The organism is Rhodococcus sp. DMF-1 (assembly GCF_021441945.1).
Taxonomy (GTDB): Bacteria; Actinomycetota; Actinomycetes; order Mycobacteriales; family Mycobacteriaceae; genus Rhodococcus; species Rhodococcus ruber.
In genome coordinates this window covers 3,691,292-3,715,301 of record NZ_CP090442.1, presented here as the reverse complement: position 1 = coordinate 3,715,301, position 24,010 = coordinate 3,691,292, and the positions used below count along the sequence as shown (strand labels likewise).

The window sequence follows — 24,010 nt, the reverse complement described above, 5'->3', positions numbered from 1 at the left end:
CCTACGGTCGGTGACATCGTCGGCCTACGGTCGGTGACATCGTCGGCCTACGGTCGGTGACACCGTCGACCTACGGTCGGTGACACCGCCGGGTCAGTGCACCCCCTGCATCTTCCGCCGGATCCAGGGCGACAGCAGCGCCAGCACGACGCCGATCGCGATCGAACCGAAGCCGATCCACGCGAAGTACGGCTTCTCGTTCGCCTCGTCGTAGTACTTGGCGAGCGTGCCGGCCATCGCCGTGCCGAGTGCGACGGACAGGAAGAACAGCGCCACCATCTGGGTGTGGAAGTTGCGTGGGGCGAGCTTCGTCGCGAGGGACAACCCGACGGGGGAGAGCAGCAGCTCGGCGAACGTGAACAGCAGCAGGATGCCGGCGAGACCGAGCACGGGAGCACTGTTGGGGCCGCCGCCGGACATCGGGACGAAGCACAGGAATGCGATGCCCATGAGCATCGTGCCCATCGCGAACTTCGCCGGCGACGACGGCTGCCGGGGCCCGAGCCGGGTCCACAGCGCGGCGAACACACCGGCGAACACGATGATGAACACGGGGTTGATCGACTGCACCCATGCCGGCGGGAAGTCCCAGCCGAACAGGTTGCGGTCGAGGCGCTTGTCCGCGTAGACCGCGACGGTGGTGAACTGCTGCTGGAACAGCGACCAGAAGGCCGCGCTGGCCAGGAACATCGGGATGAAACTGACCACCCGGCTGCGTTCGGCCGGGGTGATCTGCCGACTGGACAGGATCACCACGAAGTAGACGACGGAGGCCGCGACGATCGTGCCGACCACGACGTCGGACAGGTTGTCGACGGTGACCAGTCCGGTCGCGAACAGCACCGCGATCAGGGCGAGCACGACGAGGGCGATCCCGGCGGCGCGGACCCGCTGGGTGGCGGGCAGCGGGTGCGGGGGCGTGGCGCCGATCCCGCGCAGGTGCTTGCGGCCGAGGGTGTACTGGATCAGGCCGAGCGCCATGCCGATCGCGGCCAGGCCGAATCCGTAGTGGAAGCCCAGCTCGGTCTGCGCCCACCCGGTGAGCAGCGGACCGATCAGCGCCCCGATGTTGATGCCCATGTAGAAGATGGAGAACCCGGCGTCGCGACGGGTGTCCTGCTCGTCGTAGAGATCACCGACGAGCGACGTCGCATTGGCTTTGAGGCCGCCGCTGCCGACCGCGACGAACACCAGGCCGACCGCCACTCCGGCGAGTCCGGGCAGCAGAGCCAGCGAGATGTGGCCGAGCATGATGAGGATCGCGCTGTAGAACAGCGTGCGTTCGGAACCGAGCAGCCGGTCCGCGATCCAGGCGCCGAGGATCGTCGACAGGTAGACCGTGCCGCCGTACGCGCCGACGATCGACGTCGCGGCCAGCTCGCTGATCCCCAGTCCACCGTCGGCGGCCGAGTAGTACAGGTAGTAGATCAGGATGCCCTGCATGCCGTAGAAGGAGAATCGCTCCCACATCTCGACACCGAACAGGTTGGCCAGGGCGAAGGGCTGGCCGAAGAAGGTTCGTTCCCGAGTCCGTTCGGGCGGCGGCGCGGTCTCGCTCATGGCTGTCACTCTCGCACAGCCCCGGTCTCCCGGACGGCGTTCGCCCCGGACCCTGTCCGATATGCGCACTACGGCTCGGACGGGGCGGAACGGTCAGGCGGCGTCGACGCGTCGGCGCGCCCAGAGGCCCGCCAGCAGGCGCCACCCGAGCAGGAACACCGCGAGCACGATCGATGCGACGACGATGAACGACCCGGCGGTGCCCTGGCCGGTGACGACCCGCAACAGCATCCCGACGACCACGGTGGACAGCCAGGCGAGCACGCCGGTCGGGACGACCAGCCACGGATCGAACTTCTCCTTGTAGAGCGCAGCCGTCGCGATCCATCCCGCGGTCAGGCCGGCCAGGAACGGCCATGCCGTGCTCGCGAGTCCGACCAGATCGACCCCCTCGTCGTGACTCGCGCGTCCGAGCGCGGCGAACACGATGACCAGGACGACGTCGATCAGGGCGGGTGCGTACTTCTTCACGTCGTCCAGCGTAGGGCGACGACGACAGCGAGCGCCCTCCGGGACGGGAGAGCGCTCGCTGTGCGGGACGGGATCAGGCCTGCAGGCCGGCCTCGATCTCGAGGTTGATGGTGATCTTGTCGCCGACGACGGCGCCGCCGCCCTCGAGCGGCATGTCGATGGAGATGCCGAAGTCCTTGCGGTTGAGGACGGTGGTGGCCTCGAAGCCGGCGACCGGGCCCTGGCCCATACCCGGGTTCACTCCGTTGAACTCGAGCTTCAGTTCGACGGGCTTGGTGACGCCGTGCAGGGTGAACTCGCCGTCGACCACGTAGTCGCTCCCGGCGGTGCGCACGCCGGTGGACCGGAAGGTCGCGGTCGGGAACTGCTCGGCGTCGAAGAAGTCGGCGGAGCGGATGTGGGCGTCGCGATCGGCGTTCCTGGTGTCGATGGACGCGACCTGGATCTCGGCGGCGACGGCGACCGTGCCGTCCTCGGCGACGGTGACGGCGCCCGAGAAGTCGTCGAACGTGCCGCGCACCTTGCTGACGACGAGGTGCCGGACGGTGAAGCCCACCGTGGAGTGGACCGAGTCGATGACCCAGGTGCCGGCGGTGAGCCCGGGGAAGGTGGCGGTGGTGGCGGCGGTGGTCATGGGTGCTCCTCCTGGTCGAGTATTGGTTGAAGTTTCAACCTTCGATGCAGTCAACGATCGCATCCAATGGTTGATTCCGCAACTACTTTTGATGTGAGGTGGATCTCACTCCGGCGCGGGGGTGCCCTCGCTCGCGGCCCGGCCGCGACGTCGTTCGAGCACCGAACGGGCGTGTTCCTCGCGTTCGAGATCGGCGTCGATGTCCTCCTCGTGCCGGCTCGTCCGGAACTTGAAAGCCACCACCGTCCACCCCACGAGCGCGACCAGGATGAAGCTCACGCCCCGGTACACGAACACCGCCGCCAGGGCCTGCGAGGCACTCATCCCGGCCGCGGTGAGCGTGGCGATCAACGTGCCGTCGACGAAACCCAGCCCGCCGGGCGCGAGCGGAATGCTCCCCACCGCCTTGGCGGCCGCGAACGCGATCAGCAGTCCCGGCAGCGACGGCTCCCCGCCCACCGCCCAGCACGCGAACCCCAGACACGCGACGTCGAAGACCCGGTGCACGGCCGACCAGCCGATCGTGGCGAGCCCGTCGCGCCGACCCAGGTGCACCGCCTCGATCTGCCCGAGGACCTGCTCGAACTTCTCCAACCCGGTGTCGGCCGGCTTGCGCAGCAGGCGGTTGACGCGCGCGAGAACCCACGCCCCGGCCGACTCGACGGACGACGGATTGCGGGACGCGTACCGGACGCCGACGATCAACGCGATCACCCCGGCCACCGACAGCACCAGCGTCACCGGGCTCACCCGCGTACCGACCGCGAACGCGCCGCCCACGCCGACCGCTGCGAGCGTCACCGCCGCGATCACCCCCGAGACCGCGAGTTGCCACGACGCCACCACCGGCGTCGCACCCCAGCGCCGGGTCTGCTGGTAGGTGAACGCGGTGGAGAACACCGGACCGGCCGGCAACGTCACCGCCATCGCCGTGCTCGCATAGATCACCGACGCCGAGCGCACGTGCCCGACGACGACCTCCCCGGCGCGCAGCAGCCGTCGCTGGACTTCCGCGAAGCCGCTCAGCGACAGGGCCTGCGCGAGGATGCACGCGGCCAGCCAGCCCCAGTGCAGTTCGGTCAGAGCGCGCCAGGAGTCGGCCAGCGTCGGCCACAGGTAGATGCCCTCGACGACCAGCAGGGCGACCAGCGCCACGGCGAGCAGCCACTTCACCCGCCCGAAGCGACCCCGGCGCCGCGTGGCGTCGGGTGCTGGCGGATCACGTCGGGGCTGCGCCACAGGATTCAGCGTAGCCAAGCGGACCGGAGGGTGGATCGTCCTTTTCGTCGCCGACTCGTCCGGCCGTCCGTCACTCGTGGCCCGATTCCGGATACCGCACCGGCCAGGCGAGATGCGTCACCCGGCGGCGGCCCCGCAGCTGCACCTCGTCGCCGAGCTCCCAGTGGGCCCGTTCCTCGTCGTCGGCGAAGTACAACGCGCTCGACGACGCGAGCACCCGGCTCGGCCGCAGCTTCGCCAGTTCGGTCAGCCGCGACGCCTCGTTCACCGGATCGCCGATGACGGTGTACTCGAACCGTTCGGCCGCGCCGATGTTGCCGGCCACCGCCAGCCCCGCCGAGACCCCGATGCCGATGTCGAGATCGGTGATCTCGTCCAGCGCGAATCGCAGCTCCCGGGCCGCCGCGAGCGCGGCGGTGGGCGCGTCGGGCCGGTCCAGCGGAGCGCCGAAGATCGCCAGCGCCGCGTCGCCCATGAACTTGTTGACGAAGCCGTGGTGCCGGTCGACGACGTCCACCACGACCCGGAAGAACTCGTTGAGCAGCTCGACGACCTCGCCCGGCGGGCGTTCGGCCGCCGTCGCCGTCGATCCCACCATGTCCACGAACAGCACTGCGACGTAGCGGGTCTCCCCGCCGAGCTCGGTGCCGTACTGCAGGGCACGGCGGGCCACGTCCTCGCCGACGTGCTGACCGAACAGCTGGCGCAGCCGCCGCCGCTCGTCGGACTCGGCCATCATCCGGTTGAAGCCGACCTGCAGGCGGCCGATCTCGCTGCCGTCGAACACCTCGACCTGCACGTCCGTCGCGCCGCGCTGGACCCGCTCGATGGCCCAGCGCAGCTGCTTGACCGGGTCGGAGATCTGGGCCGCGGTGAGCGACGACAGCACCCCCGCCAGACCGATCGCCATCACCGACAGCGCCAGCACCGCCCAGGCCATCGCGTCCACCGGGAACTCGACGTCGGTGGTCAACTGCGTGACGCACAGCAGGGCGATGCCGCCGGCCGGCATCAGCGTGCCGAGCCCCCACGTCATGGCGAGGCGCGTACCGACACCCGGCGCGAGGGTCCGGTCGAACTCCCCCTCGCTCAGGGCCCGCGCCGCCACCGGCCGCAGGATCCGCTCGCCGAGCATGTACGTGAACCCGAACGTGCTCGTGGCGGCCATCGCGACGGTGATCGCCACCGCCACCGCCAGCTCCGGCATCTCCTCCGCGGTGAGGAACACGAACAGCACGCCGCCGAGGATCCACAGGACCAGGTGCACGATCGCCTGCCGCAGCGGCGCGTGCAGCGCGGACATCTGCTCGGATCGGGTCGGCGGGCCGCCGCGCAGCTGCCACCGCACCACCGCCCGCAGCATCAGGGCCGCGGCCGTCAGGCTCACGATCCCGGCGAACACCAGATACACCGCGAACACCGCGAAGTTGCGGACCCGGTCCGCGATGATGTTCTCGTTCTCGGACAGCGGGATGCCGTACCGGACGAACGCGAACACCAGCAGCGCGCCGAACAGGTTCGACGCCCCCATCGAGGCCATGTAGAGCGGCCAGCGACTACGCAACGTCGCCGCGACGGCTCGATAGGACCCCAACACGACATCAAATCAAACCACTGTGCCCACCGTCACAGCGCACCATGGTCGTGATCCGGGCGTTTCGGGCGGTTACCCTCGGCGCGACGATCGACCGGGAAGGGGAACGTCCGCATGGTCCGGCGCAGAGCCGACGACAGGCCGCCGCGTCGCGTCGCCGTGCCCGCCGCACCCGCCCGGGACCGGATCGGCGCCGACCCGGACGCGCCGCTGTGGCGGGCCGCGCAGGTGTTCCGGCTCGTCACCGTCGTCTACGCCGTGAGCTCCCAGTTCTCCACCGTCACCCACTACACCTCCCCGCAGCTCAGCTGGTTCTTCGTCGCGCTGCTGGCGGTGTGGTCCGGCGTGTCGGCGGTGCTGCTGTCGCAGGGAGTCGGCCGGCGCGCCGTGGTGGTCGGGATGGATCAGGTCGTCGCGGTCGCACTCATGGGCGCGACGCGGCTCGTCGCCGACCACGAGTGGTACAGCGCCCATCAGACGCTGCCCACCACCCTCTGGGTCGCCAACGCGGTGCTCTCGGCCGCGATCCTCGGCGGTCCCGCCGCCGGCGTGGCATCCGCGCTGGCGATGGCCTCGGTCAGCGCGGTGGTCCGCGACCAGATCAACCTCGACCTGTGGCGGGACGCGACCGCCCCCGTCCTCGTCGCGGTCGGCGTCGCGATGGGATTCGCCACCACCACCGCCCGGCGCGCGCACCGGCAGCTCGAGCAGGCCGTGCGGGTGGCGGCCGCCACCGAGGAACGCGACCGGCTCGCCCGCGAGGTGCACGACGGGGTGCTGCAGGTCCTGGCCCTGGTGCGGCGCCGGGGCACCGCTCTCGGCGGGGAGGCCGCCGAACTCGCCCGGCTCGCCGGGGAGCAGGAGGCCGCGCTGCGGATGCTCGTCTCCGAACAGGGCACCCGGCTCGACCGCGGCGACGAACTCGTGGACCTGCGGGCGCTGCTGCGGGGCCAGGCCGGTGCCGGCGTCACCGTCTCGGCGCCCGCCGACCCGGTCCTGCTCGACCGCGTCCGCGCCGCGGAACTGGCGGCGATCGCCACCACGGCGCTGACCAACACCACGCTGCACGCGGGTGCCGGGGCGAAGGCGTACGTGCTGGTCGAGGACCTCGGCGACGAGGTGATCCTCAGCGTCCGCGACGACGGGAAGGGCATCGCGGACGGGCGGCTCGCCGAGGCCCGCGCCGAGGGCCGGATGGGTGTGTCGAAGTCGATCGTCGGCCGCGCGCAGTGGCTCGGTGGCGTCGCGGTGCTCGACAGCGCGCCCGGTGCGGGCACCGAATGGGAGATCCGGATTCCGAAGAGGGGAGCACGAGGTGGGTGAGGACAGCGCGACGAGCGGCCCGATCACGGTGATGGTCGTCGACGACCACCCGATGTGGCGCGACGGCGTCTCGCGGGACCTCGACGCGGCGGGCTTCCGGGTCGTCGCCACCGCCGACGGCGTCGGTGCGGCCGCGCGCCGGGCCGCGGCGGTGCAGCCGGCCGTCGTGCTGATGGACATGACGCTGCCCGACGGCACCGGCACCGAGGCCACCGTCGCCGTGCTCCGGGCCTCCCCAGCCAGCCGCGTGCTGGTGCTGTCCGCGTCCTCCGAGCGGGACGACGTCCTCGGGGCCGTGAAGGCCGGTGCCTGCGGGTACCTGGTCAAGAGCGCGTCGGCCGCCGAGCTGGCCGAGGCCGTGCGGGCGACCGCTGCCGGGCAGGCGGTGTTCACGCCCGGCCTGGCCGGTCTGGTCCTCGGCGAGTACCGCCGCATGTCCTCCGGCGAGTACCGCCGCATGTCGTCGGACTCCGGCCGGCGCGCCCCCGCCCCGCCCACCCTCACCGAACGCGAGACCGAGGTGCTGCGGCTCGTCGCGAAGGGACTGTCGGCCAAGCAGATCGCCGCCCGGCTCACCCTCAGCCACCGCACGGTGGAGAACCACGTCCAGGCCACGCTGCGCAAGCTGCAGCTGGCCAACCGCGTCGAGCTGACCCGGTACGCGATCGAACAGGGACTGGACTAGCGCACCGGGCGTCACCGGTCCTCTAGAATTCGACCGCTTCCGCAGTCCGGTTGCGGCGGTGGCGTGCTCGATCGAAAGGCGGAGCGCGGATGACTACCCCTGGCGTGGCGCTCGGCGTACTCGGAGGCTTCGCCGTCAGCGTCGACGGACGACCCGTCGACCTCGGTGGCATCCGGCAGCGCGCCCTGCTCGCCGCGCTCGTCGTCGCGTTCCCGGGCGACGTGTCGGGTGAGCGGCTGCTCGAGCAGGTCTGGCACGACGTCGACGACCCGAAGACGAGCTCGCTGCACTTCGCCGTCTCCAAACTGCGCGACCGGCTCAGCCCGCAGCGGCCGCGCGGGGACGAGGGCGTGATCGTCCGGGAGGGCTCGCGGTACCGGCTCGCCGTCGCCGCCGAGCAGATCGATGCCGTCCGGTTCACCGACCTCGTCGCGCGGGGCGACCGGCTGCGCGAGCAGGGCGCCGCTCAGGCCGCCGCCGAGGCGTACGCGACAGCCCTCTCGTGCTGGCGCGGGTCGCCCTACGCCGACGTCGCCGACGCCGAGTTCGTGCGCCCCGAAGTCGCCCGGCTGACGGCGGTCGAGTTGCGCACCCGCAAGGCCCTGCTGCAGATCCGGCTGGACCTGGGCGGCGCCGACGTCGTCGAGACCGCCGAGCGGCTCGTCGCCGCGCACCCGCTCGACGAACGGGCCTGGGAACTGCTGGTCGTCGCCCTCTACCGGGCGGGCCGGCAGGCGGACGCGCTGGCGGCGCTGCGCCGCGTGCGCACCGTGCTCGACGGTGAACTCGGCATCGAACCGGGCACCGGACTGCGCGAACTCGAAACGGCGGTGCTGCGGCAGGACGACGCGCGGCTGCTCGGCACGGCGATCCCGCCGGCGGCCGCGGCCCCGCGGAACCCGAACTCCACTCTGCCGTGCCCACGCACCGCCCTCGTCGCCCGCGGCCGTGAACTCGCGGAGGTCGGTGCGGCGGTGGCCCGGGAACCGTTGGTCACGCTCGTCGGCCCCGGCGGGGTCGGCAAGACACGTCTGGCGGTGGAGGTGTGCCGCCACGGCGGTGAACGCCGCGCCGACGGACCGTGGTTCGTGGACCTGGGGGCGGTGCGCGCCGACGCGCTGGTCGCCGCGACCGTGGCGGCAGCCCTGCAGATCCTCGGCCCCGGAACCGTCGATCACCTGGCGACGGTCCTCGCCCCCCGCGAGTTCGTCCTCGTCCTGGACAACTGTGAGCACCTGCTCGACGGGGTCGTGGAGCTGGTGACGGCGCTGCTCGAGCGCTGCCCCGGCGTGCGGATCCTGGCGACGAGCCGGGAGCCGCTCGGCCTCGACGGCGAATGGGTCTACGAGGTGCCGCCGTTGGACGAGGACGCGGCCGTCGAGCTGTTCGGCGTCCGGGCCGCCGGGGTGGTGCCGGGCTGGACGATCCACGACGCGGTGACCGAGCCCGTGCGCCGCATCTGCACCGAGCTCGACGGGATCCCGCTGGGCATCGAGCTGGCGGCGGCACAGCTGCGGGTGCTGTCCGAGCAGCAGATCGCGGAGGGGCTGAGCGACCGGTTCGCGCTGCTGCAGGGCGGCTCTCGCACCGCTCCGCCTCGGCAACGCGGACTCGCCGACGCGATCGAGTGGAGCTACCGGCTCCTCGACGACGAGCAGGCGCGGTTGCTGCGCGAGGTGGCGGTGTTCGCCGGCAGCTTCGATCTCGAGGGCGCCGCCGCCGTGCACGGCAGCGCGCCGCCGCTGAGCGTCCTGCCGCCGCTGACCGCCCTCGTGCGACGGTCGCTGCTACGCGTGGAACCGGCGTCGTCGCCGCGGCGGTACTCGATGCTGCAGACGATCCGGGAGTTCGCCCTGGAACGCGTGGACGCGTCCGAACGGGACCGGACCGCCGTCGTGCACCGCCGGTTCGTGCTGCGGCGGGCCCTCGCGGCGACGCCGCACCTGCGCGGCTCCCGGGCGCGGCAGACGTTCGACGCCCTGACGGCGGACATCGCCGAGCACCGCGCCGCGGCGGCGTCCGCCGCAGCCGCCGGCGACGCCGTCTACCTGCTCGAACTCGCCGGAGCGCTCTACTGGTTCTGGTACCGGCGCGGGCACATCCGGGAGGGCCTCGGGGTGATCTCGGCGGGGCTCGGGGCGGTGGAGGGGTCCGCCGCCGTCGTCCCGGATGCGACCCTGTCGTCGGCGCTGACCGGACTGGGCGGACTCACCTACCTGGCGGGCGACCCGGCCACCGCGGCGGCCGCGCTGCTCCGGTCCGCCGAGACCGCGGCGCGCACCGGCGATGCCGTCACCGAGGCATGGATGCGCTCCTGGTGGGCGTACTGCTCCGCGATCACGGGACCGTCCGAGGAGTTCCTGCGCGCAGCCCACGAGAGTGCCGACGTCCTGCGCCGGGAGGGTGCCGTGTGGCAGCGCGCCGACGCGCTGCTCATCGAGGGCATGATCCTGCGCTTCCTCGGCCGGCCCGAGCGGGCCCAGCAGGTGTTGCGCGAGGCCGTCGAGACGGGCGAGCGCTGCGGCCACGGCTGGGCGGTCGGCTCGGCGTCGTGGACCCTCATGCGCACCGCGATGGACGTCGGGGACACGGATGCGGCGCTCGACGCGGTCCGGGTGATGCAGCCGGTTCTCGAGGCCGAGGGTGACGTGACGTCGTGGCTGGTACTCGTCCACAGCGCCGCGGCCCTGGTGGCCCGGCTCGGCACACCCGACGTCGGCGCGATGCTGCTCGGCGCGGTCCGTGCCCTCGGTGGCCGCATCGGCTTCCTGCCCGAGGTGATGGATCCCGTCGACGGGCCGCGCGAGGTGGCGGTCGTCCGCGATGCGCTCGGGGGGACCGAGTTCGAACGGTACGTCGGTCTCGGCGCCGGCCTGGACCGCGCGGAGGTGAGCGCGCTGCTCGACCGGCTGTGCCGGACGGGGCACGTCGGTGCCCAGCCGGAGCTAAGCGGCAGCTAAGCCCCGTTCGCTGTCCTGGAGGGGACCCCGAGTCGTCCCCACCGAGGAGCATCATGTCCCACCAGCCGTCCCCGACCCTGGCCGCCACGTCCGTCGCCGACCGCCTCCGCACCGCCGTCGCCGGCGCGGTCCACGCCCCCGGCGACGAGGGGTACCGCCTGTCCGCCACCGGCTTCAACGTCGCCACCGTGCATCGCAGCGCCGCGGTGGTGGTCGCCTCGAGTGCCGCCGACGTCGCCACCACCGTCCGGATCGCGGCCGAGTGCGGACTGACCGTCGCGGTGCAGGCCACCGGCCACGGCGCGGCCCCCGCACCGGAGAACAGCATCCTCGTCGACACCGCCCTCCTCGACGGGGTGAGCATCAACCGGGCCGAGCGCACCGCCACCGTCGAGGCCGGGGTCCGCTGGCGGCAGGTGCTCGATGCGGCCGCCCCGCACGGGCTGGCACCGCTGGCCGGGTCGTCGCCCGACGTCGGCGTGGTGGGGTACACCCTCGGCGGTGGTCTCGGACCGATCGCCCGCACCCACGGCTTCGCGGCCGACCGGGTGCTGCGGATGGAGGTCGTCACCGCCGACGGACAGCTGCGGCGGGTCACCCCCGACGAGGAACCCGACCTGTTCTGGGCGCTGCTCGGCGGCGGCGCGGCGTTCGGGATCGTCACCCAGATGACCTTCGAGCTGCTCCCCATCCAGACCCTCGACGGCGGCGGCCTCTTCTACGACATCGCCGACGCACCGGCCGTGCTGCGCCGCTGGCGGGACTGGATTTCCGCCGCGCCGATGTCCGTGTCCAGCTCGCTGGCGATCGTCAACTTCCCGCCCCTGCCCGTCCTGCCCGAGCCGCTGCGCGGCCGCACCGCCGTGCACGTGCGGTTCGCGCACGTCGACGACCACGAGGACGGGGTGGCAGTGCTCGCCCCGATGCGGGCGGCGGCCACCCCGATCCTCGACACCGTCGCCGAGATCGTGTACCCGGCGCTGGGCTCGATCCATGCCGACCCCACCGATCCGATGCCCGCCGCGGAACGTTCCGTGTTGTTGCGGGAACTCCCGGACGCCGCCCTCGACGCCCTGCTCGCGGTCGCCGGTCCCGCCGGCGGGCTGCCGATCGCGTTCGCCGAGCTCCGCGCGATGGGTGGCGCCCTGAGCGCGCCGCCGGAGACCGCCAACGCGGTCGGGGGTCGCGACGCCGCGTTCAACCTGTTCACGGTCGGTGTGCTGGCGCCGCCCGTCGCCGACGCGGTGCCCGGTGCCCTCGAGTCCGTCGTCGGGGCACTCGCGCCGTGGGGAACCGGGGGTGCATCGACGAACTTCGCCGGCGCGGCGGACGGTGTCCCTGCCGCTCGGGTGGCGAGGGCGTGGACCCCGGCCCAGCGTGCGCGGCTCGCCGGGATCCGCGCGGCCTACGACCCCGCCGGGGTCTTCGCGTCCGCGGCGCGGTGGCCCGCCTCGGCGGTCTGAGCCCGACGATTCCTCGCTTCATGATCGTCCGGCAAGCGCGTCAGCGCCTACCCTGTCGATCATGGAGTCGAGGGATCTGCGTGTTTCGGACGCCGAGCGCGAACACGTCGGAACGTTGCTGCAACGGGCGGTGGGGCAGGGGATGCTGTCGCTGGGGGAGTTCACCGAGCGGATGGACACCGCGCTGGCCGCGAAGACCCGCGGAGAACTGAACGCCGTGCTCGTCGACCTGCCCGGCGTGCAGGTGCGGCCCGAATACCTGCCGCACCCGGCCCAGCCCGGTCCCGTCCCGGCGCCACCCGTGCCCGGCCCGGGGCATTCCGCCCCACCCGTGTCCGGCCCGGTGTATCCCGCGCCGTCCCCGCACATGCAGGTACCCACCATCCGTGGCCGGATGTCCACCCTCAGCCGCAAGGGCCGGTGGGAGGTGCCACCGGTGCTGCGGCTCGACACCCTGATGTCCTCGGTGACCCTCGACTTCACCGAGGCCGTCATGCGCACCCAGGTCGTGCGGATCCAGGTCGACGACTACCTCAGCTCCCTCACCCTGATCGTCCCCGCCGAGGCCACGGCCGACATCAACGGTCTCGACACGGTCGCCGCGAGTGCCCAGTCGAAGGTGCGCAACGGACCCCCGTTCGGTCCGCTGCACCTGATCGTCGACGGGACCGTCCGCCTCGGTTCCGTCAACGTCAAGCACCCGCTGGGGACGACCCTACGCAAACTGCTGGGCTAGGCAGCACTACCCGAGCCGCATGTGTGGTAGTGATACTCATGCCCACGGACGCCGGGCCGCGGACCATGTAGGCATGAGTACGCCGACTCCGCCCGGTCTCGATCCGCGGCTCGTCGCCCAGCTGTCCGGCGAGTGCTACGCGCTCGAACAGCACCTGCACGCCGTCGGCGCGCACGTCGCACACCTACGGGCCCAGCTCGACCGCCTCGCTGTCGTACCGGCGCCCGTACCGGCCCCGACCCCGAGCCCGGTGCCGGCCCCGCCGCCGGCGCCGTCCATGACGCGGACCCCGCCGCCACCCCGACGGCCGGTCCCGCCGGTGGCCCCACCGAAACCGTCGGCACCGGCGCGGGAACCGTGGTGGCAGCGCGACGGCGTGATCAGCCGCCTGCTCGCCGTCGCCGGGGTGGCGGTCACCCTCATCGGCGTCGTGATGCTGCTCGTGCTCGCCGCACAGGCCGGGATCTTCGGTCCCGTGCCCCGCGTCGTCTCCGGTGCGGTGCTGTCGGCCGCGCTCGTGGCTGCCGGGATCCGGGTGCACCGCCGCGAGGGCGGACGCGTCGGCGGGGCCGCCCTGGCCGCGACCGGTTTCGCGGGCGGCTACCTGGTGGTCTTCGCCGCGACCGCGTACTACCGGTGGGTGCCGGCGGTCGTCGGTCTGGCCGCCGCGCTCGTCGTCGCCGGCGCGGGCGTCGCGCTCGCGGTGCGCTGGTCGGACCGGATCCTGGCCGTGCTGCTCGTGCTCGGTGCCGCACTGCTCGCCCCGGTCCTGTCGGAGGGCGACCCGCTGCCGCTGCTCGGCTTCCTGCTGGTGTTGCTCGTCGCGAGCTTCCCGGCCCAGTGGCAGCGCAACTGGGCGCTGCTGCATCTCGCGCGGGTCGTGCCGATCGTCGCGGTCCTGCAGGCGACGATCGGCGGGGGCGAATTAGCCGACCGCGGCGAGCAGGCCTGGCTGGTCGGATTCCCGGTGGCGGTGGCCGTCTTCGTCGCCGGCACCGCGGTGCTGCTGCTGCGCCGGGACCCGGGCGACGTCGTCGCCGCGGTGTGCCTGGCGATCGCGGCACTGCCGCTGCTCACGGTCGGAACAAGGCTGGACCGGTGGCCCGCCGTCGCACTCGAAGCCACGGCCGCCGCCGGGTACCTCGCGCTGTTCGCGCTCGCCGGCCCCCGGTCGCGCCCGCTTCGGGTGGCGTCCGCCGCGGTGGCGGCGTTCGCGCTGCTGCACGCATGCCTCACCGGTGCGAGCCCCGACGCGGCCGCCACCGTCCTGCTCGCCGTCGCCGCCGGTTATGCAGGCGCGGCCGCATCGATGCGCTCGCGTCTGCTGTTCGTCGCCGGCCTCGGCTTCTGGGTGCTCGGCGGCGCGATGTTCTACGACGGGGCCGAAATCGACAATCTCACCGACCGGATGCAGGCGGTGGACCGCCTCGACGTGACCACGCTGGTCACGGCGGTCCTGCTCGCCGCGGTCACGCTGCTGTTCGCGTGGACGGCGACACGACTGCATCTCGTCCGGGACCGGGGCGTGCCCTGGGTGTGGAGCGGCGCGGCGCTCGTGGTGCTGTACGCGGTGACCACCGCCCTCGTCACGGCCGGCGTCCTCCTGGGCGGCGCGGATGCGGGGTTCGTCGCCGGGCACGCCGCCGCGACCATCTGCTGGATGATCGCGGCGACCGCGATGCTGGCGTTCGGTCTCGCCCGCACCGAGTATGCGCATGCCGCGCTGGCCGCCGGGCTGTCGCTGACCGGTGCCGCCCTCGCCAAGCTCTTCCTCTTCGACCTCGCCGCCCTCGAAGGGGTGTGGCGGGTCGTCGCCTTCATCGTCGTGGGCCTGCTACTGCTCGCGGTCGGCACCCGCTACGCCAAGGCGTTCGCCGGCCGGGAAGCCGGCTCGTCGGAGTCGGGGCACGACGAGGACTGATCCGTGCGGGTCAGTCGCGGCGGGTCAGTCGCGGCGGGTCAGTCGCGGCGCTGCCGCGCGATCAGTTCGCTCACGCTGATCGACTGGCTGTTCTCGGCTCCGCCGTGCCGGCCGCCCTGCGCGTTCTGCTCGTCGGCCTGCGCCCGCTGGGCCGGGGCGTCGTCGGTGGGGGCGCCGGTCTCCGCCGGCGGTGTCGTCTGCGTCCGATCGCCGGTGACCGGCTGATCCGCCGTCCGCGGATTCGCCCGGCGTAGCTGTGAGAGCCAGTTCTCGATCGCCTGCGGGTCCCGGACGGGTGCGCCGGAAGAGCGCGGTTGCGGCGGTTGTGGACGCACGTAGGTCTGCGTCACCGGGGGTGGCACGTCGCCGCGTTGCCGACGGGGCAACGGGGGCGTGGCGGGCCGCCCCGCGGGGGAAACGCCGCCCGGCTCGCCGCTCGGGGCCGGGGACGGCGCCTGCGGATCCGGGGCCTGCTGCGGGCGGGGCCGCTGGGGCAGGGGACGTTGCGGCAGCGGTTGCGGCGCCTGCGTCGGCTCGGCGCGCGGTGGCCGCGGTTCGGGTGCCGGCGGACGGGGACTGTCCTGGGCGGGCGGACGGGGACTGTCCTGAGCGAGCGGACGGGGACTGTCCTGGGCGGGAGCCGGCCGGGGTGGCGTCGGTGCCGGGATCCGGCCCGACGGATTCTGGGCCGCCGGTTGCTGCGGCCGTGCCGGCGAGGCCGGGGCGGCACCGGTCGGGCGGCGGGGCGGCCGGTCCCGATCCTCCGGTGCCCGTGCCGGGGGCTCCACCGGGCGTGAGGGGCGCGGCGGCGCCGACCGGCGGACGGGCGGCTGCAGGTCGCGCACGCGTCGCTGTTCGGCGGCCGAGCGGGGTGCGGCGATCTTCGGCAGCGGCTGCGTCATCGGATCGTCCAGGGCGACGCCGGCGACGGTCGGCAGTCGATGCGATCCGGTGGCTGCGACGGTGGCCGGGCCGAACATGCCGACGGTGATCAGCTCCGGCACGTCCTGCGGCATGAGCTCGTTGTCGAGGATCGGTTCGGCGAGCCCGATCTTGGCCTGGATGCGTTTCATCCACGCCGGCGCCCACCAGCAGTCGTCGCCGAGCAGTTTCATCGTCGCCGGAACGAGCAGCATGCGGATGACGGTGGCGTCGATGATCAGGGCCGCGATCATGCCGTAGGCGATGTACTTCATCATCACCAGTTCGGAGAAGCCGAAGGCACCGGTCACGACGATCAGGATCAGCGCTGCGGCCGTGATGATGCGGCCGGTGTGGGCCGTGCCGATCCGGATGGACTCGGTGGTGCTCGCCCCCTGCGAGCGGGCTTCGACCATGCGGGAGAGCAGGAACACCTCGTAGTCGGTGGACAGGCCGTAGATGATCGCGATGATGAGCACGAGCACCGGCGACATGATGGGGCCGGGGGTGAAGTTCAGTGGGCCGGCCCCGTGGCCGTCGATGAAGATCCACGTGAGGATGCCCAGGGTCGAGCCCAGACCCAGGGCGCTCATCAGCGCCGCCTTGATCGGCAGCACCAGCGACCCGAAGGCCAGGAACATCAGCAGGGTCGTGAGCACCACGACCACCGTCACCATCAGCGGCAGCGTGTTCATCAGGGCGGCGATCGAATCCTGCTCGATCGCCGGTGTCCCGCCGACGAGTACCTCCACGCCGTCGGGCCACTGCGCCGCATGCAGGTAGTCGATGGTCTCCGCGGAGTTGTTGCGGTCCTCGAGGCCGGCCTTGACGACGCGGACGCCGTCCCGGGCGGGGCCCTCGATGGTGAACTTCTCCACCAGGCCGGGGGCCGAGCTGGCCGTCTGGATGATCTGGTTGAGGTCGCCCCCCTCGGCCCCGCGGACGACGATGCGTACCGGCTCGGCGCGCTGGCCGGGGAACAGGTCGTCGAACTGCTCCTGGGCGAGCCGTGTCGGATGGTCGGGCGGCAGGTAGGTCTCGTTGATGCCGCCGAACTTGATGCCGGTCAGCGGCACGATGAGCAGCAGCAGGCCGATCACGGTGGGAATCGTGACCTTGAGCGGGTTGCGCATCACCCAGCGGGTGATGCGTCCCCAGATGCTGTTCTCGATCTGTTCGTTGGACTGGATCTGCCCGAACCGGGACCAGCCCCACTTGTCGATGTTCCTGCCGAGGATGGCCAGCATGGCGGGCAGCAGTGTGATCGAGGTGATCGCCGCGAGGGACACCGTCGCGATCGCGCCGTAGGCGACGGACTTGAGGAATCCCTGCGGGAACAGCAGCAGGCCGCCGAGGCTGGTGACGACCATCGTGGCGGAGAACACCACGGTGCGTCCCGCCGTCATCACCGTGCGCCGGATCGCGGCGGGCGTGGCGTAACCCTCGGCGAGTTCCTCCCGGAACCGGGACACCATGAACAGGCCGTAGTCGATCGCCAGACCCAGGCCGATCAGGGACACCACCGGGGCGACGAACGAGTTCACCTCGGTGAAGTTCGTGATGAGCCGCACGATGCCGTTGGCGGCGACGACCGTCAGTCCGCCGGTGATCAGCGGCATCGCGGCCGCGATCACGCCGCCGAAGACGAAGAACAGCAGGATGCCGACCGCCGGAATGGCGAGCAGTTCCATGCGCTTGATGTCCTGCGCCATCGTGTCGTTGAGGGCGCCGGAGATCGGTTGCAGGCCGGCGAGCTGCACGTCGACCCCGTCGATGAGGAACTCGTCCTTCACGTCGCGGAAGTTGTTGGTCAGCTCGGTGTCGTTGTCACCGGCGATGGCGATCGACGCCACCGCGTGCTGCCGGGACTCGTCCGCGAGGGCGGGCACCGCGGGCGCCCCGTTGGTCGGCCAGTACGCGCCGTTGATCTTCAGGATCTGCTCGGAGTGGTCCTCGACCAGCGAGTTCAGGCTGTCCTTGACCTTCGCCGCGAACTCCGGATCGTCGACCGTCCGGCCCTCCGGCGCCGTGTACAACGCGAGGACGTCGCCGTTCGTGTCCCGGCCGAAGGTTCCGTCGGCCAGCTTCGCCGCGGCGACGGACTCCGAGCCGGGATCGTCCCAGCCGCTCTGGCTGAGATGATCGCTCAGGCCCGCGCCGTACCCGGCGAGCCCGAGCAGACCGGCGACCATCACCGCGATGACGGTGAAGCGCGCGCGGTGGACGAGCTCTCCCCAGCGGTCGAACACGAAACTCTCCTATTCGGCCACGCTCTTGCGGCCCACGAGCAGGGCGGACAGCGGTCGGAACGGCTGCAACCAGGCGCCCTCGTCGGGCAGCGAGTCCAGGCTCACGCGTGGCAGCGGCTCGCGGAACACCCCCGGGATGTCCTCGAGATCGAGGAAGTCGAGCACCTCGGACGTGACCGCCCAGCTGGCGTGCTCGCGGAAACCGAGGACCTGCACCGCCACGCCGGTGGCGGCGATCTCCTCGAGCGGTTCCCGGAACGCCTGTCCGTCGGCGGAGGCGACCATCACCCCCGCCAGACCCTCACTGCGTCGCAGCGCGATGTGCCGCAACATGTCGGAGTCTACGTCGCTGTCCTCGTCGATCTTCGGCTTGGCGAACACCGCGAAACCCACGTTGCGCAACGCCTCGACCCACGGGCGCACCACGTCGGCGCTGCCCGGCGCGATGTTCGTGAACACTGTCGCCTCGGGTTCGAGGGTGGCCGTCGTGGTGCGGGAGAGTTCGGCCGTGCGGCTGAGCAGCCACCGTCCGAGCGCGTCGAACCGCGGCCGGTACGCGGCGGTGGGCCGGCCACCCAGAATGGCACCGAGACCCATGTCCAGGTTCGGGGCGTCCCACACGAGCAGCACCCGCTCGCGCCGCTCGGTGCCGTCCGCCGTGGGAGCCGCGGACACGTCGGACAGTTCTTCGTGGACGCTCATGCCCTGATCTTCCCCCACACGAGCTCCGTGATGCTGCTGCCCACCCGCTGCGCCTTGTCCTCGAACTTCGTGACGGGGCGTTCGTGGCTGATGGGGGAGTCCCAGTCGAGGCTCGTCAGCAACGGCTCGGCGTTGCCCGCCTCGGCGATGGCTTCGGCGTACTCGGCGTGGTCGGTCGCCACGTGCAGCACGCCACCCGGCTGCAGCCGGCTCGCGATCAGGGCGAACGTCGGCGGCTGCAGGAGCCGGCGCTTGTGGTGGCGGGCCTTGGGCCACGGGTCGGGGAAGAACACCCGCACTCCGGTCAGCGACTCGGGCGCCACCATGTGCTCGAGCACCTCGACGGCGTCGCCGCGCAGGATCCGCAGGTTCCGGATCGGCGTGTCGGTGTCGTAGGTGCGCTCGATCTGCTGCAGGGTCTGCGCGATCCCGGGCTTGTAGACCTCGACGGCGATGAGGTTCACGTGCGGTTCGGCGCGGGCCATCGTCACCGCGGCGGTGCCGGTGCCGGAGCCGATCTCCAGCACGACCGGAGCCGAACGGCCGAACCAGGCGTCGACGTCGAGCCGGTCGTCGCCGACGTCGCGGCCCAGCTCGGGCCAGCAGCGGTCCCACGACTCCTGTTGCGGAAGCGTCAGCGCACCCCGCCGCGAGCGGAAACTCGTCACCCGCGGGTACAGACGGTTTCCTCGGGTCGGGCCCTGCTCCAGCGTCTCGGTCGTGTCCAGATCGGCGTCGTTCACCCGACCATTGTCGCGTATCGACGGAGTGTGTGGCAGGAGGGACTGATGTGACCACAGTGTTTTCTCAGGGTGCCCCGGGATTTCTCGGGGTGCCCCGGGATTTCTCGGGGTGCCCCGGGATTTCTCGGGGTGCCCCGGGTTTTCTCGGGGTGCCCCGCCCCGGGCCGCTGCCGTCGGCGGCCCCCTCTGCCAGAATCGGCGGCGACACACGGGGGTGGTCATGGTGGGGGATGCGGGGGCCGCGCACGCTCGGTGGCGGCAGATCGTCGAGGACATCGGCCGGTTCGACGCCGGAGCCGGCCGACAGGCCCAGTGCGCCCTCGAGCGGCACGACGCCCCGCTGCGGGTGCAGATCGCCGGCCGCGGCGGTGCGGTCCGTCCCACCCTCCGCACCGCCGTCGAGTCGGCGGTCGCGACGGTCGCGCACGTCGAAGCCGCGCACGTCGAAGCCGCGCACGTCGAAGCCGCGCACGTCGAAGCCGCGGAACTCGACTCGCCGGACCGGCCCGAACCGGTCCTCGACGCGGACGTCGTCCTCCTCGTCCTCGCCGCGCGGGCACACCCCGCCGATCTGGCGGCCCTCGCCCGCTCCGCGGATCCGGCGGCACCGGTCCCGGGCCGCGACGAGCGCCTCGTCGTCGTGCTCGATCGGACCGAGGGACTCGACGACGCCGACGCCGCGTTCGCCCGTGCCGCCGCGCAGGTGCGACGGCCGGTCCTCGCGCCCGGGTCGGCGCCGGCGGCGGTGGCCGACCGGCTCGGATCCGCGCGCCGCCGCCGGGCCGCCGCGCTCGCCCGCGACCTGGCCGGCATCGCGGCCGGCCCGCGGGCCCGCGACGTCATCGAGGCCGCCCTCGACGATCTCCTCGGGACGGCGTGATGAGCCCGGCCGACGTCGGCGACGTCGTGCGCCGCTGGAACCCGGACGGATGGACGCGGCTGCACGCACCGTCGGGCCCGCCGCGGGTCCGGGTCGCCGGGGTGGACGGCTGCGTTTGCGCAGCGCTCGTCGACGAACTCTCCGCGCTCGACGCGGCCCCGGAGTACGTCCGTGACGGCCGCGCGACCGTCGTGCTGACGGTGTTCGAGGCCTCGGCCTACCTCGGCCGGACCGAACTCGCCGTCCTCGAGTCCGCCGGACGGGGCGCCGGCCGCGTGGTGTGCGCCCTCACCGGCATCGACGCGCACCCCGACTGGCGGGAGGTGCACGAACGGGACGTCGCGCTGCTGCAGCGGCACGCGCCCTGGCTCGGTCCGGTGACCCTGCTGCCCGTCGGGACGTCGCTCGCCGCCCGCGCCCGCGTCGTCGGCGGCGACGCGGGCGCGGTGCTGCGGCTCGAATCCGGGATCGTGGACCTGCACGAGGCCCTGACAGCGGCACTCGTCGCGGGCCCGCACACGGACCGGGCCCTGCGCACCGCCGTCGTCGCGGAGACCCGCCACCTCGTGGCCCGCGCGGCCGCCGAGTTGCGCGCCGGCGACGACACCGCGGCGCTGCGCGCCGAACGGGCGCGGTGGAGCCTGCGCGCGTCCACTCCCGCCGACGACGGCGGTCTCCGCGCCGAACTGCAACGGGCCCGCCTCGACACCGCACAGGCCGTCTCGGCGGCCGTCCGGGCGGCGTCCGCCGAGGTCCGCGACGCCCTCGAGTCGGTGGACCCGGCGCGCGTGCCGGACCTGCTCGGCGACGCGGTGCGCGACCTGTACGTCCGGGTGGATGCGGTCGTCACCGCGCGGCTGGCCCGCATCGGTCCGGCCGAACAGCGACCGGACGGACCGCCGGTGGCGCCCCCGCGTCTCGCGCCGCCGTCCCCGCGACGTTCCGTGGAGGACCGCCTCACCGTGGTGATCGGTGCTTCGGCGGCGGCCGGGCTGGGGCGGGTCGCGGTGTCCCCGCTGTCCCTGGTGCCCGGGCTCGAGCTGGCGACGGTACCGCTGAGCCTGCTGCTCGGCGCGGCGGCGGCGTGGTGGCTGGTGCGGATCCGGCGCCGGCTCGCCGAACGGGACCGGATGCGCCGGTGGGCGCTCGAGGAACTCGTCGACGTGCGGGCCGAGCTCGAGGCAGTCGCGCTCGAGCGGATCGTCGACGCCGAGGCGCGGCTCGGGGCCGCCGTCGCCGCCGGGCGCGCCGCCCGGATCGCCGCCGCCCGGGAGCGCATCGCCGCCGTCGACGACGAACTGCGACGTCGCGCCGAGGACCGGGCCGGGAAGCTGGTGGCCTGCGAGCGCGATCTCGCGGTACTCGCCCGGGCGGGAACCGGAGGCCGGGCGGGCGCGTCCAACGCGATGACGGCGTCCGACGGTGTGACGCGGGAGTGAGGAGCGCACGATGGTGGACGGTTCGATCGGTATCGACGACGGGGAACCCGACCCACCCGCCCCGGGACGTCCGGCGTTCGTCCCGGGACTGGCCCCGGCGCTGCTCGACCCGGCCGGTCCGGGTGCGCTGCCCCCGGCCGTGGACGTCGACGGCGACGGGTTGCCCGAGACCGTCACGTTCACCACCGCGGAGGCTCTCGTCGTCGCCTCGGACACCGACGCCGACGGCTGGTTCGACCGGGTCACCGAACTCGGCGACGACGGACGGTTCGGCGTGTGGCAGTTCCGGCGCGACGTCGACGGGGCAGAGTCCTGGACCCGGATTGACGAAGGTCACCTGGACGGGGGAAAGTGAGGCAAATCGCCTGTGCCGGGAGGGTGTGATGCGGGTACGCTGTCGCCCCTCTGAATCGTTTCTGTGACATTTCCGACCGGCCCCGATTGCCATCACCCCGAAGTCCGGCGTTAACCTCTATGAATAGGACATCCGGCGCCCGCCTCGTCCGTTCGGCCACGGAGGAAGCGGGTGGTACCCCTGCCGAGAGGGGGAGTCCGGGTCCGCCGCTGGTCCCTGGGACGGTTCGTCGCAGGTCGGGGGAGGGATCCGGTTCCGGCGCACCCCAGGAGAGTTTGATGACCTCAGTGACCATTCCCGGTCTGAACGGCACCGACGGCACACCCCCGACCCAGCATGCCGAGCTGCTCGCATGGGTCCAGGAGGTCGCCGAACTCACTCAGCCGGACCGGGTCGTCTGGGCCGACGGGTCCGACGAGGAATGGGACCGGCTGACCACCCAGCTGGTCGAGGCGGGGACCTTCACCCGCCTCAACGACGAGAAGAAGCCCAATTCCTTCCTGGGTAACTCCGACCCGTCGGACGTCGCGCGCGTCGAGTCGCGCACCTTCATCTGCTCGCGCAACGAGGTCGATGCCGGACCGACCAACAACTGGATGGATCCGGCCGAGATGCGGGCCACCATGACCGAGCTGTACCGCGGCAGCATGCGCGGACGCACCCTGTATGTGGTGCCGTTCTGCATGGGCCCGCTCGGCGCGGACGACCCGAAGCTCGGCGTCGAGATCACCGACTCGGAGTACGTCGTCGTCTCCATGCGGATCATGACCCGCATGGGTGCCGCAGCTCTGGAGAAGCTGGGCACCGACAAGCCGTTCGTCAAGGCCCTGCACTCCGTGGGTGCGCCGCTCGAGCCCGGCCAGAAGGACGTGCCGTGGCCGTGCAACGACACCAAGTACATCACCCACTTCCCGGAGGACCGCGAGATCTGGAGCTACGGCTCCGGCTACGGCGGCAACGCCCTCCTCGGCAAGAAGTGCTACTCGCTGCGGATCGCGTCGGCCATGGCGCACGACGAGGGCTGGCTCGCCGAGCACATGCTGATCCTCAAGCTGATCTCGCCGGAGGACAAGGCCTACTACATCGCGGCCGCGTTCCCCAGCGCCTGCGGCAAGACCAACCTCGCGATGATCCAGCCGACCATCCCGGGCTGGCGCGCCGAGACCCTCGGCGACGACATCGCCTGGATGCGCTTCGGTGAGGACGGCCGGCTGTACGCGGTCAACCCGGAGTACGGCTTCTTCGGCGTCGCGCCCGGCACCAACCACGGCTCCAACCCCAACGCCATGAAGACGATGGAGGCCGGCAACACGCTGTACACCAACGTCGCGCTGACCGACGACGGCGACGTGTGGTGGGAGGGGCTCGAGGGCGATCCGCAGCACCTTACGGACTGGAAGGGCAACGACTGGACGCCCGAGTCCGGCACCCCGGCCGCGCACCCGAACTCGCGGTACTGCACCCCGATGTCGCAGTGCCCGATCCTCGCCCCCGAGTGGGACGATCCGCAGGGCGTGCCGATCTCCGCGATCCTGTTCGGCGGTCGCCGCAAGACGACCGTGCCGCTGGTGAGCGAGTCCCTCGACTGGCAGCACGGCACGTTCCTCGGTGCGACGCTGTCGTCCGAGCAGACCGCCGCCGCGGAGGGCAAGGTCGGCACCGTCCGTCGTGACCCCATGGCGATGCTGCCGTTCATCGGCTACAACGCCGGCGACTACCTGAACCACTGGATCAACATCGGCAAGTCCGCCGACTCGGACAAGCTGCCGAAGATCTTCTACGTGAACTGGTTCCGTCGCGGTGACGACGGCCGTTTCCTGTGGCCGGGCTTCGGGGAGAACTCCCGTGTGCTCAAGTGGATCGTCGACCGCATCGAGCACCGGGCCGGCGCCCAGTCCACGCCGATCGGCTTCGTGCCGTCGGCCGCGGACCTCGATCTCGAGGGCCTCGACGTCGACCGCGACGACGTCGACGAGGCCCTGAAGGTCGACGTGGCGGAGTGGAAGGAAGAGCTGCCCCTGATCGAGGAGTACTTCGAATTCCTCGGTGAGAAGGTGCCCTCCGGCATCCGTGACGAGTTCGAGGCCCTGAAGCAGCGCCTCGGCTGACGCCTGACCGACCGAATACTCGACCGA

18 protein-coding genes are annotated in these 24,010 nt (G+C 72.3%); 10 read left to right on the top strand and 8 right to left on the bottom strand.

Annotation, left to right across the window (positions count from 1 at the left end):
- Window positions 1-93: 93 nt before the first annotated feature.
- The 5 genes from LZP97_RS16840 to LZP97_RS16820 form a co-directional block, all read right to left on the bottom strand.
- Window positions 94-1,560, bottom strand: a complete 1,467-nt coding sequence (locus tag LZP97_RS16840) for a peptide MFS transporter (protein ID WP_010593552.1) — start codon at window positions 1,558-1,560, stop codon at window positions 94-96.
- 93 nt (window positions 1,561-1,653) lie between these two features.
- The gene (locus LZP97_RS16835) at window positions 1,654-2,031 is read right to left on the bottom strand and encodes a DUF3054 domain-containing protein (protein WP_010593551.1); all 378 of its coding nucleotides are present in this window, start codon (window positions 2,029-2,031) and stop codon (window positions 1,654-1,656) included.
- Between the two features lie 73 nt (window positions 2,032-2,104).
- On the bottom strand, window positions 2,105-2,665 hold the full coding sequence (locus LZP97_RS16830; protein WP_010593550.1) for a YceI family protein: 561 nt from the start codon (window positions 2,663-2,665) through the stop codon (window positions 2,105-2,107).
- Window positions 2,666-2,770: 105 nt separating this feature from the next.
- Window positions 2,771-3,904 (bottom strand): lysylphosphatidylglycerol synthase transmembrane domain-containing protein, encoded by a 1,134-nt coding sequence (locus LZP97_RS16825; protein WP_040274897.1) that lies wholly within the window; start codon window positions 3,902-3,904, stop codon window positions 2,771-2,773.
- A gap of 70 nt (window positions 3,905-3,974) precedes the next feature.
- Window positions 3,975-5,444: an adenylate/guanylate cyclase domain-containing protein gene (locus tag LZP97_RS16820; protein WP_010593548.1), complete on the bottom strand. Its 1,470-nt coding sequence runs from the start codon at window positions 5,442-5,444 to the stop codon at window positions 3,975-3,977.
- Window positions 5,445-5,612: 168 nt separating this feature from the next.
- Between LZP97_RS16820 and macS the strand changes: the two genes are divergently transcribed.
- From macS to LZP97_RS16790, 6 genes are all read left to right on the top strand, one after another.
- The gene (macS, locus tag LZP97_RS16815; protein ID WP_040274900.1) at window positions 5,613-6,821 is read left to right on the top strand and encodes a MacS family sensor histidine kinase; all 1,209 of its coding nucleotides are present in this window, start codon (window positions 5,613-5,615) and stop codon (window positions 6,819-6,821) included.
- 31 nt (window positions 6,822-6,852) lie between these two features.
- Window positions 6,853-7,506 (top strand): LuxR C-terminal-related transcriptional regulator, encoded by a 654-nt coding sequence (locus tag LZP97_RS16810; RefSeq protein WP_225223230.1) that lies wholly within the window; start codon window positions 6,853-6,855, stop codon window positions 7,504-7,506.
- A gap of 89 nt (window positions 7,507-7,595) precedes the next feature.
- Window positions 7,596-10,466 (top strand): AfsR/SARP family transcriptional regulator, encoded by a 2,871-nt coding sequence (locus LZP97_RS16805; protein WP_234574850.1) that lies wholly within the window; start codon window positions 7,596-7,598, stop codon window positions 10,464-10,466.
- Window positions 10,467-10,519: 53 nt separating this feature from the next.
- Window positions 10,520-11,929 carry an FAD-binding oxidoreductase gene (locus tag LZP97_RS16800; protein ID WP_048773132.1) on the top strand — a complete coding sequence of 470 codons (1,410 nt, stop codon included), beginning with the start codon at window positions 10,520-10,522 and terminating at the stop codon, window positions 11,927-11,929.
- Between the two features lie 61 nt (window positions 11,930-11,990).
- Complete coding sequence (locus LZP97_RS16795; protein ID WP_017681937.1) at window positions 11,991-12,665, top strand: DUF1707 SHOCT-like domain-containing protein; 675 nt, start codon at window positions 11,991-11,993, stop codon at window positions 12,663-12,665.
- 73 nt (window positions 12,666-12,738) lie between these two features.
- The gene (locus LZP97_RS16790; RefSeq protein ID WP_048773134.1) at window positions 12,739-14,586 is read left to right on the top strand and encodes a DUF2339 domain-containing protein; all 1,848 of its coding nucleotides are present in this window, start codon (window positions 12,739-12,741) and stop codon (window positions 14,584-14,586) included.
- A gap of 38 nt (window positions 14,587-14,624) precedes the next feature.
- Here the strand turns inward: LZP97_RS16790 and LZP97_RS16785 are convergent, their stop codons facing one another.
- From LZP97_RS16785 to trmB, 3 genes are read right to left on the bottom strand one after another with little or no spacing between them, the layout of a single operon-like run.
- Window positions 14,625-17,756, bottom strand: a complete 3,132-nt coding sequence (locus LZP97_RS16785) for an MMPL family transporter (protein ID WP_048773137.1) — start codon at window positions 17,754-17,756, stop codon at window positions 14,625-14,627.
- 9 nt (window positions 17,757-17,765) lie between these two features.
- Window positions 17,766-18,458: an NYN domain-containing protein gene (locus tag LZP97_RS16780; protein ID WP_010593540.1), complete on the bottom strand. Its 693-nt coding sequence runs from the start codon at window positions 18,456-18,458 to the stop codon at window positions 17,766-17,768.
- Window positions 18,455-19,237, bottom strand: a complete 783-nt coding sequence (gene trmB, locus LZP97_RS16775; RefSeq protein WP_172603663.1) for a tRNA (guanosine(46)-N7)-methyltransferase TrmB — start codon at window positions 19,235-19,237, stop codon at window positions 18,455-18,457. The genes LZP97_RS16780 and trmB overlap by 4 nt, the downstream gene beginning before the upstream one ends.
- A 184-nt stretch (window positions 19,238-19,421) precedes the next feature.
- Here trmB and LZP97_RS16770 point away from each other — a divergent pair, with 184 nt between their 5' ends.
- From LZP97_RS16770 to LZP97_RS16755, 4 genes are all read left to right on the top strand, one after another.
- A complete protein-coding gene (locus tag LZP97_RS16770) occupies window positions 19,422-20,081 on the top strand; it encodes a hypothetical protein (RefSeq protein ID WP_082170390.1) in 660 nt (219 codons plus the stop codon).
- Window positions 20,081-21,520: a hypothetical protein gene (locus LZP97_RS16765; RefSeq protein ID WP_010593537.1), complete on the top strand. Its 1,440-nt coding sequence runs from the start codon at window positions 20,081-20,083 to the stop codon at window positions 21,518-21,520. The genes LZP97_RS16770 and LZP97_RS16765 overlap by 1 nt, the downstream gene beginning before the upstream one ends.
- Before the next feature lie 10 nt (window positions 21,521-21,530).
- Window positions 21,531-21,875, top strand: coding sequence for a DUF6802 family protein (locus LZP97_RS16760; RefSeq protein ID WP_010593536.1), 345 nt, complete (start codon window positions 21,531-21,533; stop codon window positions 21,873-21,875).
- Window positions 21,876-22,153: 278 nt separating this feature from the next.
- A complete protein-coding gene (locus LZP97_RS16755; RefSeq protein ID WP_010593535.1) occupies window positions 22,154-23,983 on the top strand; it encodes a phosphoenolpyruvate carboxykinase (GTP) in 1,830 nt (609 codons plus the stop codon).
- The last annotated feature ends 27 nt before the right edge of the window (window positions 23,984-24,010 follow it).